Source organism: Nonomuraea sp. NPDC052116, assembly GCF_040680035.1.
Taxonomy (GTDB): domain Bacteria; phylum Actinomycetota; class Actinomycetes; order Streptosporangiales; family Streptosporangiaceae; genus Nonomuraea; species Nonomuraea angiospora_A.
Genome location: NZ_JBFAWA010000005.1, coordinates 343664 through 358472 on the forward strand (window position 1 = coordinate 343664; position 14809 = coordinate 358472).

Below are 14809 nucleotides of genomic sequence, written 5' to 3' on the forward strand. Positions count from 1 at the left end.
CCCAGGGGGCCACGTGAGCATTCTCAGTGGATCGTCGATTCTGATCACCGGAGGAACGGGGTCCTTCGGCAAGGCGTTCATCCGCAACGCACTCGACTCGCTGGGGGTGCGGCGCCTGGTGGTCTTCTCCCGCGACGAGCTCAAGCAGTACGAGACCAGGCAGCTCTTCGGCGACGACGAACGCCTGCGCTGGTTCATCGGCGACGTCAGGGATCGCGACCGGCTGGCCCGCGCCATGCACGGCGTGGACTACGTGGTCCACGCGGCCGCGCTGAAGCAGGTGGACACGGCCGAGTACAACCCGTTCGAGTACGTCCGCACCAACGTCGCAGGGTCACAGAACGTGGTGGAGGCCGCGATCGACAGCGGCGTGCGCAAGGTGGTCGCGCTCTCCACCGACAAGGCCTCCAGCCCGATCAACCTGTACGGGGCCACCAAGCTGGTCGCCGACAAGCTCTTCGTCTCCGCCAACCACTACGCCGCCGCCCACGAGACCCGCTTCTCCGTCGTCCGCTACGGCAACGTCGTCGGCAGCCGGGGCTCGGTGGTGCCGCTCTTCCTGCGCCTGGCCGAGCAGGGCGCCAGCCTGCCGATCACCGACAAGCGCATGACCAGGTTCTGGATCACGCTCGACCGGGCGGTCCGGTTCGTGGTGGACTCGTTCGACCTGATGCGGGGCGGCGAGCTCTACGTGCCGCGCCTGCCGAGCATGCGCATCACCGACCTGGCCGAGGCGCTGGCGCCCAACAGCCCGATCTACGAGATCGGCATCAGGCCGGGCGAGAAGCTGCACGAGGAGATGATCGGGCCGGACGACGGCCGCAGGACGCTGCGCCTGGCCGACCGCTACATCGTCCAGCCCACGATCGCGACCTGGGGCTACACGCCGCCGCAGACCGGCGAGCCGCTGCCCGAGGGCTTCTCCTACCGCTCCGACACCAACGACGAATGGCTCTCGGTGGACGACCTGCGCGCCATGGTGGCCCGTTGATGCTCCCCTACGGACGGCAGTCGATCGTCGAGTCCGACATCGAGGCGGTCGCCGAGGTGCTGCGCGGCGACTGGCTGACCACCGGGCCCGCGGTCGGCAGGTTCGAGGCGGAGCTGGCCCGCTGGACCGGCGGCGTGCCGTGCGTCTCGGTCACGTCGGGGACGGCCGCGCTGCACGTCGCCTACGTGGCGGCCGAGGTGCGGGCGGGCGACGAGGTGATCACCTCGCCGCTGACGTTCGTGGCCACGGCCGCCGCAGCCGCGCTGCTGGGCGCGCGGGTGGTCTTCGCCGACGTGCAGCCCGACACGGGCAACCTCGACCCCGACGCCGTCGCCGCCCTGGTCACCTCCAGGACGCGGGTCGTCACGGCGGTGGACTACGCGGGCCATCCCGCCGACTACGACGAGCTGCGCGCGGTCGCCGACCCGGCCGGGGCGGTGCTGATGGCCGACTCGGCGCACTCGATCGGGGCCGCGTACAAGGACCGGCCCGTGGGGGCGCTGGCCGACCTGACGACCTTCTCGTTCTTCCCGACCAAGACCGTGACCACGGCGGAGGGCGGGGCGGTGGCGGCGGCCGACCCCGAGCGGTTCCGGCGGGCCGCCCGCTTCAGGAACCACGGCCTGGTCAGGGAGCCCGCCGACCAGCGTGAGCCGGACGTGGGCGGGTGGCACCAGGAGGTGCACGAGTTCGGGCTGAACTACCGGCTGCCCGACGTGCTGTGCGCGCTGGGTGTCAGCCAGCTCCGGCGGCTGGAGCGCTTCCGCGAGCGGCGTCGCGAGCTCGTCGCGCGCTACGACACGCTGCTGCGCGACGTGCCGGGGCTGACGCTGCCCGCGCAGCGCGCGTACGTGCGGCCGAGCTGGCACCTCTATCCGGTCAGGGTCCGCGACGGCCGGCGGCGGGAGGTCTACGACCGCATGCGCGCCGCCGGCATCGGCGTGCAGGTCAACTACGTGCCGGTCTACTGGCACCCGGTGTTCGAGGACCTCGGCTACCGGCGCGGGCTCTGCCCGCGGGCGGAGGCGTACTACGCCGAGGAGCTGTCGCTGCCGCTGTTCCCCGACCTGACCGACGCCCAGCAGGACCGGGTCGTGGAGACCCTGGCGGCGATCCTGCGCTAGCGCTCCGCCAGCAGCAGGCAGCCGTCCTCGCCCCGGTCGACGAGGAAGCGCCTGGCCGCGACGGTCGCGATCGGCCGCTGCCCGGTCCGCACCAGCGGGCGGATGGGTGTGCCCTGGTCGATGACGACCTCCCACCACGACTCGTGGCCGACGCTCTCGTCGATGTCGGCCAGCGGCACCCGCGCGTGGAAGTCGCGCCCCGCCAGCGTCACCGGGAAGTACATCTCCTCGCCGTCGCTCCTGCGCCGCAGCCGCAGCACCGGCTCGCCGTCGCCGATGTCGGTGATCTCCCCCGAGAACACCAGGTCGCCGCCGTCCACCCGGCACTCCCCGATGACCGCCCGCGCCTTGCGCAGGCGCAGGCCCCAGGCGCCCTTGGCGCTGCGGATCGGCACCACCCACACACCCGACCTGCGCCTCGGCGCGGGAATCAGGGGCGGCAGCCAGCGCGGCCCGGCCACCCGGCCGTCCAGCCGCAGCCCATGCCCTCTGAGCTGCACGCGCAGGTCCCAGCGGCCGCGCCTGGCGAGCTGCGCGGATGTCAGCACGGCCGGGTCGAACGCGAAGCGGAACGGGAACGCGTGCTCCGGCAGCGCGCCGCCGTCCTCCTGCACCACGTTCTCCCAGGTGGGCGCGCTCTCCTCGTCGGACAGTGGGATGGTCGCGCCGGTCCTGCGCTCCTCCAGCCAGACCCGCACCCGCATGCGGCGCAGCTCCCCCACGTCGAACCGGCCCACCGCCACCCGGCCCACGCCGCAGAGCACGCTGTCGCGCCAGTCGAGGTCGACCAGCCGGGGGACCAGGGCCAGCTCGCCGGAGACCTCCGACAGGTGCGGCGGCATCGACGGGTGCCTGGCGTACCAGCGCCTGCGCAGCAGCCCGGCCGCGCCGACGCGCGGCTGCAGCTGCCCGCAGCGGTCCTGGGTGAACACGTACGCCAGCTCGCCCAGGCGGCGCCGGTGCAGCAGGTGGACCTGGAGGCGCTGCGCGAACGGGATGCTGTGCCAGGCCTCGCGCGACACGCCGTCGAGGTAGCGGACGATCATGTCGAGCAGGGCCGGGTCCGCCGTCGTGCCCATGGCGGCCATGGCCTCCACGGCGACGGCCATGTCGATGTCCAGCGTGTCGCGGTCGAAGTCCGCCTTGAGCGCCGGCGCCCCACGGCCCAGCAGGGAGGCGGTCTCCAGCACCGACAGGAGGCGGTCGCGCAGGTTGTCGGGCTCCAGGCAGCGCTGGGTGATCGAGCTGCCGGGCTCGTCGCGCTGCCGCCAGTGGTAGACGACCGAGGCCAGCACGTCCACCGACCTCGCTCCCACGTGGGCCGCCATCGCGACGGGCTGGTCCTCGTACATGCGCTCGGGGAAGCTCAGGCCCAGGCGCTCCCAGAAGGAGCGGCGGTAGACCTTGTTCCACAACATGCGGTCGCGGATCAGCAGCGGGTGGCGGGTGATGTGGGTGCTCTTCACCGGCTTGGCGAACGCCTCCCGGTGGGCCCACGACGGGATGAGCAGGTTGCGGTAGAGCCGCATGACGTTGCCGCAGGCCAGGTCGGAGCCGGTGGACTCGAGCGAGGTCACCAGGCGCTTGAACGCGTCGCGCGGCACGGTGTCGTCACCGTCCACGAAGGCCAGGTAGCGGCCGGTCGCCCGGCGTACGCCCACGTTGCGGGCGCGGCCCACGCCCATGTTGTCCTGCCTGATGAGACTTATCCGGCGGTCGGCCGCCTGCCTGGCCTCGACGACCGCCGGGCCGCCGTCGACGCTGCCGTCGTCGACGCAGATCACCTCCAGATCGCCCAGCGTCTGCGCGGCGATGGAATCCAGGCAGGGTCCGATGTACTTCTCGACGTTGTAGAACGGAACGATCACCGAAAGAACCGGCACACCTATTCCTCTTCCTGTTGTCCTGCGCCTGCGTCCTTGCCGTGTCAGCCGGACAGGAGGCGGATGACCTTGCGGGCGACCTTGCCGGGGCGCGCCAGGCGGCGGGAGAGGCGATATCCGAGCGTCCTGCGGAAGGCGCTGGCCTTGCGCTGGGTCCTGCGTAGCTTGGCCTTCGCCCTGACCAGCTCGCGTTCGCGGTAGGAGAGCTTGGTCTCCAGGCGCGAGATCCTGGCCAGCGCCGCGGTCAGCTGGTCGGCCAGGCGGTCTCGAGCGCCCAGCAGATCCCGGTACGTGGGCGCGTGCTCCGCCACCTCGGCGGGGCAGCCCAGCTCCACGTCCAGCTTGCGGGCACGGTCGAGGTCGCCCTGGTCGCAGGGACGGTCGGCCATGCCGCACAGGGTCAGCGCGAGCTGGTCGGCCTCCAGCGGCCACGGCCACGGGTGGTGGTGACCGGCGGCCAGCAGCCTGACCGCGAACCGCCACAGGATCCGGCACAGGACGACTTTCGGGCCGGGCGGGGTGGACGGTTCGGCGGCGGGGCTGATGGCCGCGAACCGCTCGCCGTCGTACACCAGGCTGTCGGTCGCGGCCGTCACGTCGCCGCCCGCCTCCAGCCATTCGGCCAGCCGGGCCAGCAGCTCGCGCACGGTCCTGACGTCCTCGCGGGCGCACGCCTCGACGAGGATCTCCTCGACGACCCGGCCGGCCGGGATCGGCAGCTCCTCGCCGTCCGGCAGCCGCCTGGCGCCGCCGGCGGTGAGCTCGTACAGGGCGGAGCCCTCCTCGACCAGCCCCAGCGGCAGCTCCACGTGGTCGTCATCGTCTGAAGCGGCGGTGGCCACGGCCAGCCAGAGCGGCGCGAGCTCCTCGCCCAGCCCGTGCCGGAACACCAGGCGGGTCAGCCGGAGCGGGTCGGCCACCAGCATGCGGTCGCCGCCACGCGCGCTCAGCGGGAACGTGAGGGCGTCCGGCAGGTCGGCGGCCAGCGCCTCGCGGGACAGCAGCGCCCGGGGCGCCTGCCTGCCCGGATACGCCGCGTAGCACCGCCGCACGCGCAGCCCCGCCGACTCCAGGCCGCGGTCGAGCGCCTCGGGACCGCTGGGGTAGCTCGGGTCGAAGCCGTGCGGCGCCCACTGGTCGTCGGCGCCCTCCCGGTCCGCGGGCCTGGCCTCCAGGAACCGATCGACGCCCAGGTCGTTGCGTACGCCGAGCACCAGCCGCCCCCCGGGCGCGACCAGCTCGGCCAGCGCCGCCAGCGACTCGCTCCACGCCGCCGCCGAAGCCTCCGCGGAGTGCGTGCGCAGCAGCCCGTCGAGGGCCAGCACCAGGTCGTACGGCTGCTCCGCGGCGAACACCTCCAGCCGCCCGCAGAACACCGCCAGCCCCGGGTGCCGTTCGCCCAGGGCGCAGGCGTCAGGGTAGGAGCGCAGCAGCACGGCCGCCGACGGGGCCCGCGCGACCACGTCGTCCACCAGCACCTGCGGATGCGGGCCGACCAGCAGCACCCTGCCGCTGTCGGGGACGAGCCGGCCGACCAGCTCCAGTGCCGTCCCCCGCCAGTCCGTTATGCCGCCCATGTTGGACATGTCGGACCACAGCAGCATCTCCCCGCCGATCAACCGAACGTTCTCGGGCGCCTCCCCCGTGATCACGTGCGCGCCCCCCGTTTCCATCCGAACATTCGCCGTAGCTCCTCCGGTGTCGCCTGATACTCGAATCCCAGCTCGCGCCGCGCCACCTCCGACGCCAGCTCGGTGTCGACGTGCGTGCCGTGCAGCTCCGGCCAGAGCCGCATGCGGCGCGCCGTCCCCCCGTACTCGGGACGTTCGTCCTCGAACTGCATCGGATCGCCGTACACCGCCACCTCGCATCCCACCGAGGCGCCGTAGAACAGCGCGCTGCCGAGCCGGTTGGAGGCCACCCTGCGGTGGCGTCGCAACTGGACCAGCTGCTTGCGCAGGAAGTCGCGTCCCTTTCCCTCCCACCGGGAGCCGCGCTCGCCATGGCAGGTGACCCGGAATCCCCTCGATTCGTACGCTCGCCGAATGTCCGGATTCGCGAATTCCAGCCAATAAAGGCAGACCGTGACCGGACCGGTCTCGACATTTCGGATTTCGTCGGCCAACCGGGCATGGTCACCACTGACGGAATGCTTTTCCCAGCCATGAAAGGGATACCAGATCGTACCCTTGCGTTCGGGGACCACGCCCAGCTCAGGCTCCAGATGAAGGAGGTATATCCACGGCGCGCCGATGAGGTAGTGCCCCCTGCGGCCCATCGACCAGCCTCGGCGACGTAGCACGTCAGACCAGATGAAACGGGGATATCCAGGGCTGCACCAGTGGTCGTTGGGCGGAAATCCGTGGAGATAGTTCCATCCGTGCTGAAGGAAGCCCTGGATGCGTTTCGGCGTCTCATCCGGCAGGCCGCAGTATCGGCCGATTATGCGAGAGTGCCCGTACCAGTGATTGGATTCGTCCATCATTTCCCCCGTACGGTGGACCGTGTCCCGTCCGACATTCCCAGCCCTCAACGGGTGCCACGCCTCGTTATACGGTTCCATTACCCGAGAGGGGGCCTTGGTTTTCTCCTGGCGCGCAATTCCCGCTACACTACGTCGTGGCTTGAGGACAGAGAGTGAGTGATCATGAGTCATCTCGACCGCCTGCGGGCCGTCTTCCGCAGCGCGCTCAACCTTCCGGCCGACATCTACGTCGACGGGCTCGAATACCGCGCCATCCCCCAGTGGGACTCGCTGGCCCACATGGCGTTGATCGCCGCGATGGAGGACGAGTTCTCCGTCATGATCGACACTGACGAGATGATCGACATGAGCTCGTTCGCCAAGGCGGCCGGGCTGCTGGAGAAGCATGGCGTCGGCGCCGCCGCCGGCTGAGCCCAGGGTCGTCCTGGTCACGGGCTCGACGGCGGGCATCGGCCGGGCCGTGGCGGTCACGCTGGCCGGGGCGGGCCACGACGTGGTGCTCCACGGCCGCGGCGAGGAGCGCGCCGCGAAGGCCGCCGCCGAGGTCGCGGAGGAGACCGGCGGGGTGACCGACTCGGTCGCCTGCGACGTCGGCGACCCCGCCGCCGTCTCGGCCGTGATGCGGCAGATCTACCAGCGCCACGGCCGCCTCGACGCCCTCGTGATCAATGCCGGCATCCACGCGGCCGGTCCGCTCGGCATGGCCCACCACGACACGGTCCAACGGCTCTTCCAGGTCAACGCGGTCGGCGCGACGTACACGCTGCAGTCCGCGCTCAGGCTGCTGCGGCGGGGCAGCTCCCCCGCGGTGGTCCTGGTCGCCTCGATGATGGGCCGCATGGGCGGCGCGGGCCAGGCGGTCTACTCCGCCACCAAGGCGTCCGTGATCGGCCTCACCAAGGCCGCAGCCAAGGAGCTGGGGCCGGCCGGGATCCGGATCAACGCCGTGGCCCCCGGCTACATCCAGACCGACATGCTCGCCACGCTCGACAAGGAGAGCCGGGTGGCCACGGTCGCCGCGACCCCGCTCGGGCGGCTCGGCACGCCCGCCGACGTCGCCCGGGTGACCGCGTTCCTGCTCTCGCCCGACGCGGGTTTCGTCACCGGCCAGGTCATCGGCGTCGACGGCGGGCTGGTGCTGTGATGTTCCCGCACCCACAGGCCCGGCTCGTCGTCGCGGGAGAGGCGGCGGGCCTCGGCGGCGACGAGCTGGCCGGCCACGTCGCGCGCACCGCGGAGGCCCTGACCCGGCTGCGGCCCGGGCCGCTGTTCTGCGGCATGCGCAACAACCTCACGTCCGTCCTGCGCTACCTCGCCGCCTGGCGGTCGGCCCGGCCGATCGCGCTGCTCGACCCCGACCTGGCTCCCGGGGCGCTGGCCGAGCTGGTGGGCCGGTTCAGGCCGGCGGCGCTGATCGGGTTCACGCACGCGGCCGACGGCTCGCCGCCGCCGCGGCGCGACGTGCCCGAGCCGCATCCCGACCTCGCCGTGCTCCTCGCCACCTCGGGCTCGACCGGCAACCCCAAGCTCGTACGCCTGTCGCGCCAGGCCGTGCTGGCCAACGCCACCGCCATCGCCACGGCCCTGGCCATCGTCCCCGACGAGATCGCGCCCACCAGCCTGCCGCTCCACTACAGCTACGGGCTGTCCGTGCTCAACAGCCACCTGATCGTCGGGGCGACGGTGATGCTGACGGAGGCGGGGCTGCTGGAGCGGTCGTTCTGGACCCATCTGGACGCCCACCGGTGCACGTCGCTGGCCGCCGTCCCCTACCAGTACGAGATGCTGCGGCGGCTGCGTTACGACCGCTCCGAGCACCCCGCGCTCGCCACGCTCACGCAGGCCGGCGGGCGGCTCGGCCAGGACCTGGTGCAGGAGTTCGCGGGCCAGGCCGACCGGTTCTTCGTGATGTACGGGCAGACGGAGGCCACGGCCCGGATCGCCGTCCTGCCTCCCGACCGGCTGGCCGACAAACCGGGCTCCGCCGGGCCGGCCATCCCCGGCGGGCGGCTGACCGTCGACGAGGGCGAGGTCGTCTACCACGGGCCCAACGTCATGATGGGCTACGCCGAGACGGCCGCCGACCTGGCCAGGGGCGACGACCTGGGCGGGGTGCTGCGCACCGGCGACCTGGGCCGGCTCGACTCCGAGGGTTTCCTCTACCTCACCGGACGGCTGAAACGCATCGCCAAGATCTTCGGCGTGCGGGTCAACCTCGACGACGTCGAACGCCTGCTGCGCGGCTCCGTCCCGGTGGCGGCGACCAGCGGCGACGACCGCGTGACGGTGTGGGCCGAGGGCCTCGACGCGGCCGGCCGCGCGGGCCTGGCCCGCAAGCTGGGCGCCGAGCTGCGGGTCCATTGGAGCGGGTTCGACGTGCGCGCCGTCGACAGCCTCCCGCTCCTGGCCACCGGCAAGATCGACTACCGCGCCCTGGAGTCCCGCACATGACGGCCCCGCCACGCTCCGCGGGCGGTCGCCCGGCGCGGCGCGCCGGGCTCTCGGGCGTCCCCGATCGCGCGGAGGGTGGCGGATGAGCGTTTTCAGTCTGGCGGAGCCCCAGCGGGAGGCGGCGCTGGTGGACGAGCTGGCGGCGCTGACCGAGCGGCATCGGCGGGCGTGCGCCCCCTACCGGCGGGTGCTCGACGCCATTCAGGCCGGCCCCCCGTACGAGCGGCTCGCGGACCTGCCCTGGCTGCCGGTGCGGCTGTTCAAGACGCACGAGCTGCGCAGCGTGCCCGAGGACCAGGTGTTCAGGGTGCTGACCTCCAGCGGGACCACCGGGCAGCGGCCGAGCCGGGTCTACCTCGACCGCGAGGCCGCCGCGACGCAGCCGCGGATGCTGGCGGCCACGCTCAGGGAGGTGCTGGGCGGGCGGCGGCTGCCGATGCTGGTCGTGGACAGCCGCTCGGTCGTCCGCGACCCCACCCTGAGCGCCCGCGGGGCCGGGGTGCTCGGGATGATGAACTTCGGCAGGGACCACACGTTCGTGCTCGACGAGCGGGGCCGGGTGGACGCCGAGGCGGTCAAGGGGTTCCTGGCCCGCTACGGCGGCGAGCGGTTCCTGATCTTCGGGTTCACGTTCATGGTCTGGCTCCACCTGCGCGACCTCGGGGCGGACCTGTCGCAGGGGGTGCTGGTCCACTCCGGCGGGTGGAAGCGGCTGGCCGAGCAGGCGGTCGACAACGCCGAGTTCCGGCGGCGGCTGGCGGCCGAGTGCGGGCTGACCCGGGTGCACAACTTTTACGGGATGGTCGAGCAGATCGGGACCGTCTTCCTGGAGGGGCCCGACGGCGACGGGCTCTACTGCCCCGACTTCGCCGATGTCGTGGTCCGCGACCCGGAGACCTGGCAGGAGGTCCCCGTCGGCGAGCCGGGGCTGATCGAGGTCGTCAGCACGCTGCCCACGTCCTACCCGGGCCACGTCCTGCTGACCGAGGACCTGGGCGTGGTGCGCGGCGTCGACGACGGGTGCTGGCCGGGCAAGCGGTTCGAGGTGCTGGGCAGGCTGCCCAGGGCCGAGGCGCGCGGCTGCAGCGACACCATGGGGCGGGGCTGATGCTGGACGACCCGAAGCTCGACGTGCGCTTCCCCGCCGCCGCGCCGGTGTCCGCCGAGGACCTGCTGGGTGAGCTGCGCGGCGGGCTCGACGTGGGCGACGAGCGGGTGCGCGAGTTCCTCTCGGGCTTCGGCAAGCGGCTGCTGCGGCCCGCGCTGGCGCGGCGCCACCCCGAGCTGGGCTCGCTCGGCTTCTTCCTGCGCCCCAGCGAGCTGGCCCGCACCGTCGACGGCCTCGCCAACGAGCACGTACGCGTCCCGCGCGGCATGGTCTTCCACATCCCGCCCGCCAACGTCGACACCGTCTTCGTCTACTCCTGGGCCCTGTCGGCCCTGATGGGAAACCGCAACATCGTGCGCCTCTCGCCGCGCTCCGGCGCGGTCGCCGAGGTCATCCTGGAGACACTGCACGACGCGCTGGCCGACGCCGACCCCGTCATCGCGGCGACCCAGCGCATCGTCTCCTACGGCCGCAGCGACTCCGTCACCGCCGCGCTCTCCGCCGCCTGCGACCTGCGGGTGGTGTGGGGCGGCGACCGCACCGTGCAGGAGATGCGGCGGCACTCACTCGCCCCGCACGCCCGCGACCTGGTCTTCCCCGACCGCTCCTCGTTCGCCGTCGTGGGGGCGGCGGCCTGGCTGTGCGCACCCAGGGCCGCGCGGGTCACCGTCGCCGAGGGCTTCGTCAACGACACCTACTGGTTCGACCAGGCCGCCTGCTCCTCGCCCAGGACGGTGTTCTGGGTGGGCGCGGAGGGCGACTGCGACACGGCGCGGGCCGACTTCTGCGAGCACGTGTCGCGCGTGGTCACGGTCCGGGGGTGGGGCGTCGACGCCGCGATGGCCGTGGAGAAGCGGGTCTCCACCTACGGCCTGGCCGCCGACGGGCTGGCGGAGAGCATCGAGTTCCGGGGCAACGCGCTGGCCAACGTCACGCTGTCGGCCGCCGCCGCCGTGCCCAGGCAGTGGCTGGGCGCCGGCACGTTCGCGCACGCCAGGCTCGGGTCGCTGGCCGAGCTGGGCTCGCTGGTCGAGCGGCGGGACCAGACGATGACGCACTTCGGGTTCGCCAGGGCCGAGCTGGAGCAGTTGGCCAGGGAGCTGGGCGGGCGCGGGGTCGATCGCATGGTGCCGATCGGGAGCGCGCTGAGCTTCCATCGGGTGTGGGACGGGTTCGATCTCCCGGCCGAGTTCACGCGACTGGTGACCGTGATCAGATGACATTCGCGTCCCCCGCGGCCTCGCCTGACCGGCGGCCGGCGTCGTCCGGGCCGTGGCTCGGGTGGGTGCCCGCGGGGGTCGTGTGCGCCGGTGCGGTGGCCGTGTTCCTGTGGTGCGGGGTCTCCGCCCGCGACCTGGCCGTTTTCGCAACCTACCTCGGGGCCGGGGTGGCGCTGCCGGGGACGCTGCTGTGGCGGGCGCTGACCGGCGGCGGGAGGTCGACGGCCGAGGACGTCGCGGCGGGGCTGGCGATGGGGTACGCGGTCGAGGTCCTGGCCTACCTCCCGGCCAGGGCTGTCGGAGCGCCGCTGCTCGTGCTGGTGCCGTCCGCGGGGGTGCTCTGCGCGTTCGCCTGCGTGCCCCGGCTGCGGCGGCACTGGCGGGGCGGGACCGCCGGGGAGCCGATGCCCGCGTGGTGCGCGTCGGCGGGCGGGACCGCCAGAGAGCGCATGCCCGCGCGGTGCACGTCGGCGGGCGGGGCCGCCGGGGAACGCATGCCCGCGTGGTGCGCGTGGGCGCTGGCGGGGGTCGTCGCCTACCTGATCGCGTGGAGCACGCTCAACCTCTACCGGGTGCCGGTCTCCGCCGCGTACGTGGACCTGCCCTACCACCTGGCGCTGGTCGGCGAGGTCAAGCACCACGTGCCGCCCACGCTGCCGTCCGTGCTGGGCGAGCGGCTCTCCTACCACTGGTTCGTCTACGCCGAGCTGGCCGCCACGAGCTGGGTGACCGGGATCGAGCCGGTGACGCTGGTCTACCGGCTGGCCACGCTGCCGATGACGGCGGCCATGGTCGTGCTGGTGGCGGTGCTCGGGCGGCGGCTGGGCGGGAGCTGGGGCGCCGGGGTCGCGGCGGCCGGGGTCGCGTACTTCCTGCTCGGGCCGGTCCTTCAGGAGGACGTGGTCTTCACGACGCGGCCGATGTTCACCGCCTGGGCCAGTCCGACGCAGACGTTCGGGGCGCTGCTGTTCGCGCCCGTGGTGCTGCTGCTGACCGGCGGGCGGCGGTGCTGGGCGGCGCTGGTCGTGCTGCTGCTGGCGCTGACCGGGGCGAAGGCCACGTTCCTGCCGTTGCTGCTCGCGGGGCTGCTGGTCGTGGTGGCCGTGCGGTGGGCGGTGGAGCGGCGGGTGCCGGGCGCGTGGCTCGGCGCGGCCGGGATCACGCTGGCGTGCCTGCTGGTCGCGCAGTTCGTGGTGTTCAGACAGGGGTCCCAGGGGACGACGATCGCGCCGTTCGCGACGATGCGGGGGCTCTGGGGGCTGGTGACGGGTGTGGCGGCGCCCGAGCTGGCCGCTGTGCCGGTGACGCCGTTGCTGGTCCTGACCGTCGTGCACCTGTTCTGCCTGCTCTGCGTGTGGGGCGGGGTGGCGGCGCTGGGCCGGCGGGCGCTGGAGCCGTCCATGTCGCTGCTGCTCGGCATGGGGGCGGCGGGGGTCGGCGCGGCGGTGCTGCTCGGGCATCCGTCGGACTCGCAGCTCTACTTCCTGGAGAGCGTCCGGCCCTACCTGTCGGTCGCCGCGGTGTGCGGGGTGGCCGGGCGGCGGGTGCCGTGGGCCATGTCGGTCGGCATGGTCGCGGCGGGGGCGGGGGTCGCGCTGCTCGCCACGTGGATCGTGGTGCCCGGGGACGCGGAGGTGCGGGTGGTGGTGCCGTACCTCGCGCTCGGGGTGGTGGCGGCGGCGGTGCTGGTGTGGCGGCGCGGGGCCGTGCTGGCGGTGGTGGCGCTGCTGGCGGGGTACGCGGTGCCGGCCTCCGCGCGCGAGCTGGTCCTGCGGGTGGTGCCGGAGGGCCGCGAGACGGAGATCCCCGCGGGGGCGCTGAGGGCGGGGCGGTGGTTGCGTGCGCACTCCTCGCCCGGCGACGTGGTGGCCACCGACCTGCACTGCCGCCCGGTCGAAGCGCCCGGGTGCGACAGCCGGCACTACTGGGTGTCGGGGTTCACCGAGCGGCGGGTGCTGGTCGAGGGGTGGGCGTACGCGGAGAGCACGCTGTCGCGGGCCGAGCTGTTCGTCTCGCCGTATCTCGAGGTGCCGTTCGCGGATCCCGTACGGCTGGCGGCGAACGACGCGGTCTTCCGGGCGCCCACGGCGGAGAACGTCCGGCGCCTCGCCGAGGTCTACGGCGTCAAGTGGCTCTTCACCGGGATGAACCCGGAATTGGGGAAATACGCGCGACTGCGCTTCCGCAATTCGTCCTTCTCCGTTTACCGGCTCACCGCCCGGTAAAAGTCTCTCCCCCTCACGGAATGCTGCGGAGAAACGGCCCGCGCCACGCTGGACGGCCCCAGGAGCATTTCCGTGGACGTACGGCAACCGATCAGGATCAGGAACTCCCATGAAAACGCGTGCCGCGACGGAGCCGAGCCCCCGCGTTCTCGACACCACGGCCCGGCCGGCGAGCGTCGACATCGTCATCCCCGTGCTCAACGAGGAACGCGCCCTGCCCGGCTGCGTCCACACGCTGGCCCGCTTTCTCGGCGACGGCTTCCCGCTGCCGTGGCGCATCACGATCGTCGACAACGGCAGCACCGACGCCACCTGGCCGGTCGCCAAGGAGCTGGCCGGGCAGTTCGAGCGCGTACACGTCCGCAGGCTCGACATCCGGGGCCGGGGCGCGGCGCTGCGCGCGGCCTGGCAGGACAGTCCGGCCGACATCGTGGCGTACATGGACGTCGACCTGTCCACCGGCCTCGGCGCCCTGTTCCCGCTGGTCGCCTCGGTGGCCGGCGGCCACTCCGAGATCGCCATCGGCACGCGGCTCGCGCGCGGCGCGCGCACCCGCCGCTCGCTGCGCCGCGAGGTGGTCTCGCGCGGCTACAACGCCCTGCTCAGGTACGGCTTCGGCGTCCGCTTCAGCGACGCACAGTGCGGCTTCAAGGCGGCCAGGGCCGACGTGGTCAGGCCGCTGATGGCCAAGGTCGAGGACGACTCGTGGTTCTTCGACACCGAGCTGCTCCTGCTGGCCGAGCACAACGGCCTGCGCGTGCACGAGGTGCCGGTGGACTGGATCGAGGACACCGACTCGCGCGTGAAGATCGTCAGGACGGCCGTCGACGACCTGAAGGGGCTGGCCAGGGTCGCCTGGTCGATGTCGATGGGCCGGGCCCGCGTCGAGGTGGCGCGGTCCGAGCTGACGCCCACGCATCCGGACGCGGTCGTGGCGCGGCCCCGCGCGGTGACGCTGGCGAAATTCACCTCGTTCGCCGTGATCGGCATTGTTTCCGCAATTCTGTACGCGCTCATTTATCTACCGCTGCGCGATATCTGGTCGCCGGCGATGACGAATTTCGCCGCGCTCGTCCTCACCGGAGTCGTCGGCGCCGAGGCGAACCGCCGCTGGACATTCCACCGGCGCACCGCCATGCACGTGCGGGCGGCGACGCTCTTCCTGGCCAACTACGCCCTCACCACCATGGCCGTGCTCGCGCTGCCCCGTGGCGCCGGGCGGCTGGCGGAGGTCGGCGCGGTCGCCGGCACGTACTGCCTGCTCACTTTGATCCGCTTCACCGCCCTGGACCGCTGGGTCTTCTCCCGTACGAGGAACTGAT

Annotated in this window: 12 protein-coding genes; 9 read left to right on the top strand and 3 right to left on the bottom strand. The window is 72.8% G+C overall.

Annotation, left to right across the window (positions count from 1 at the left end):
- Positions 1 to 13: 13 nt before the first annotated feature.
- Positions 14 to 991, top strand: a complete 978-nt coding sequence (gene pseB, locus AB0L65_RS11885) for a UDP-N-acetylglucosamine 4,6-dehydratase (inverting) (protein ID WP_355190366.1) — start codon at positions 14 to 16, stop codon at positions 989 to 991.
- The gene (locus AB0L65_RS11890) at positions 991 to 2115 is read left to right on the top strand and encodes an aminotransferase class I/II-fold pyridoxal phosphate-dependent enzyme (RefSeq protein WP_364243588.1); all 1125 of its coding nucleotides are present in this window, start codon (positions 991 to 993) and stop codon (positions 2113 to 2115) included. Before pseB ends, AB0L65_RS11890 begins: the two co-directional genes overlap by 1 nt.
- Here AB0L65_RS11890 and AB0L65_RS11895 read toward each other — a convergent pair.
- From AB0L65_RS11895 to AB0L65_RS11905, 3 genes are read right to left on the bottom strand one after another with little or no spacing between them, the layout of a single operon-like run.
- Entirely contained in the window at positions 2112 to 3998 is a 1887-nt protein-coding gene (locus AB0L65_RS11895) for a glycosyltransferase family 2 protein (protein ID WP_364243591.1), read from the bottom strand. The genes AB0L65_RS11890 and AB0L65_RS11895 overlap by 4 nt on opposite strands.
- 44 nt (positions 3999 to 4042) lie before the next feature.
- A complete protein-coding gene (locus AB0L65_RS11900) occupies positions 4043 to 5671 on the bottom strand; it encodes a hypothetical protein (RefSeq protein ID WP_350731135.1) in 1629 nt (542 codons plus the stop codon).
- The gene (locus AB0L65_RS11905; protein ID WP_364243594.1) at positions 5647 to 6483 is read right to left on the bottom strand and encodes a hypothetical protein; all 837 of its coding nucleotides are present in this window, start codon (positions 6481 to 6483) and stop codon (positions 5647 to 5649) included. The genes AB0L65_RS11900 and AB0L65_RS11905 overlap by 25 nt, the downstream gene beginning before the upstream one ends.
- Positions 6484 to 6645: 162 nt before the next feature.
- Here AB0L65_RS11905 and AB0L65_RS11910 point away from each other — a divergent pair, with 162 nt between their 5' ends.
- From AB0L65_RS11910 to AB0L65_RS11940, 7 genes are all read left to right on the top strand, one after another.
- Positions 6646 to 6894 (top strand): acyl carrier protein, encoded by a 249-nt coding sequence (locus AB0L65_RS11910; RefSeq protein ID WP_364243597.1) that lies wholly within the window; start codon positions 6646 to 6648, stop codon positions 6892 to 6894.
- Positions 6869 to 7627, top strand: coding sequence for an SDR family oxidoreductase (locus tag AB0L65_RS11915; protein ID WP_364243600.1), 759 nt, complete (start codon positions 6869 to 6871; stop codon positions 7625 to 7627). The genes AB0L65_RS11910 and AB0L65_RS11915 overlap by 26 nt, the downstream gene beginning before the upstream one ends.
- The gene (locus AB0L65_RS11920; RefSeq protein ID WP_364243603.1) at positions 7627 to 8934 is read left to right on the top strand and encodes an AMP-binding protein; all 1308 of its coding nucleotides are present in this window, start codon (positions 7627 to 7629) and stop codon (positions 8932 to 8934) included. Before AB0L65_RS11915 ends, AB0L65_RS11920 begins: the two co-directional genes overlap by 1 nt.
- An 82-nt stretch (positions 8935 to 9016) precedes the next feature.
- A complete protein-coding gene (locus tag AB0L65_RS11925) occupies positions 9017 to 10042 on the top strand; it encodes an acyl-protein synthetase (RefSeq protein ID WP_364243605.1) in 1026 nt (341 codons plus the stop codon).
- Positions 10042 to 11262 carry an acyl-CoA reductase gene (locus tag AB0L65_RS11930; RefSeq protein ID WP_364243608.1) on the top strand — a complete coding sequence of 407 codons (1221 nt, stop codon included), beginning with the start codon at positions 10042 to 10044 and terminating at the stop codon, positions 11260 to 11262. The genes AB0L65_RS11925 and AB0L65_RS11930 overlap by 1 nt, the downstream gene beginning before the upstream one ends.
- A complete protein-coding gene (locus AB0L65_RS11935) occupies positions 11259 to 13487 on the top strand; it encodes a hypothetical protein (RefSeq protein WP_364243611.1) in 2229 nt (742 codons plus the stop codon). Before AB0L65_RS11930 ends, AB0L65_RS11935 begins: the two co-directional genes overlap by 4 nt.
- A gap of 109 nt (positions 13488 to 13596) precedes the next feature.
- Positions 13597 to 14808 (top strand): glycosyltransferase, encoded by a 1212-nt coding sequence (locus tag AB0L65_RS11940; RefSeq protein ID WP_364243614.1) that lies wholly within the window; start codon positions 13597 to 13599, stop codon positions 14806 to 14808.
- Position 14809 lies beyond the last annotated feature (1 nt).

What these genes read in the sequence shown, in the direction of transcription:
- AB0L65_RS11890 (WP_364243588.1), top strand. Translation starts at nt 991, where the DNA reads ATGCTCCCCTACGGACGGCAGTCGATCGTCGAGTCCGACATCGAGGCG.
- AB0L65_RS11900 (WP_350731135.1), bottom strand. Translation starts at nt 5,671, where the DNA reads ATGGAAACGGGGGGCGCGCACGTGATCACGGGGGAGGCGCCCGAGAAC.
- AB0L65_RS11905 (WP_364243594.1), bottom strand. Translation starts at nt 6,483, where the DNA reads ATGATGGACGAATCCAATCACTGGTACGGGCACTCTCGCATAATCGGC.
- AB0L65_RS11910 (WP_364243597.1), top strand. Translation starts at nt 6,646, where the DNA reads ATGAGTCATCTCGACCGCCTGCGGGCCGTCTTCCGCAGCGCGCTCAAC.
- AB0L65_RS11915 (WP_364243600.1), top strand. Translation starts at nt 6,869, where the DNA reads ATGGCGTCGGCGCCGCCGCCGGCTGAGCCCAGGGTCGTCCTGGTCACG.
- AB0L65_RS11920 (WP_364243603.1), top strand. Translation starts at nt 7,627, where the DNA reads ATGTTCCCGCACCCACAGGCCCGGCTCGTCGTCGCGGGAGAGGCGGCG.
- AB0L65_RS11925 (WP_364243605.1), top strand. Translation starts at nt 9,017, where the DNA reads ATGAGCGTTTTCAGTCTGGCGGAGCCCCAGCGGGAGGCGGCGCTGGTG.
- AB0L65_RS11930 (WP_364243608.1), top strand. Translation starts at nt 10,042, where the DNA reads ATGCTGGACGACCCGAAGCTCGACGTGCGCTTCCCCGCCGCCGCGCCG.
- AB0L65_RS11935 (WP_364243611.1), top strand. Translation starts at nt 11,259, where the DNA reads ATGACATTCGCGTCCCCCGCGGCCTCGCCTGACCGGCGGCCGGCGTCG.
- AB0L65_RS11940 (WP_364243614.1), top strand. Translation starts at nt 13,597, where the DNA reads ATGAAAACGCGTGCCGCGACGGAGCCGAGCCCCCGCGTTCTCGACACC.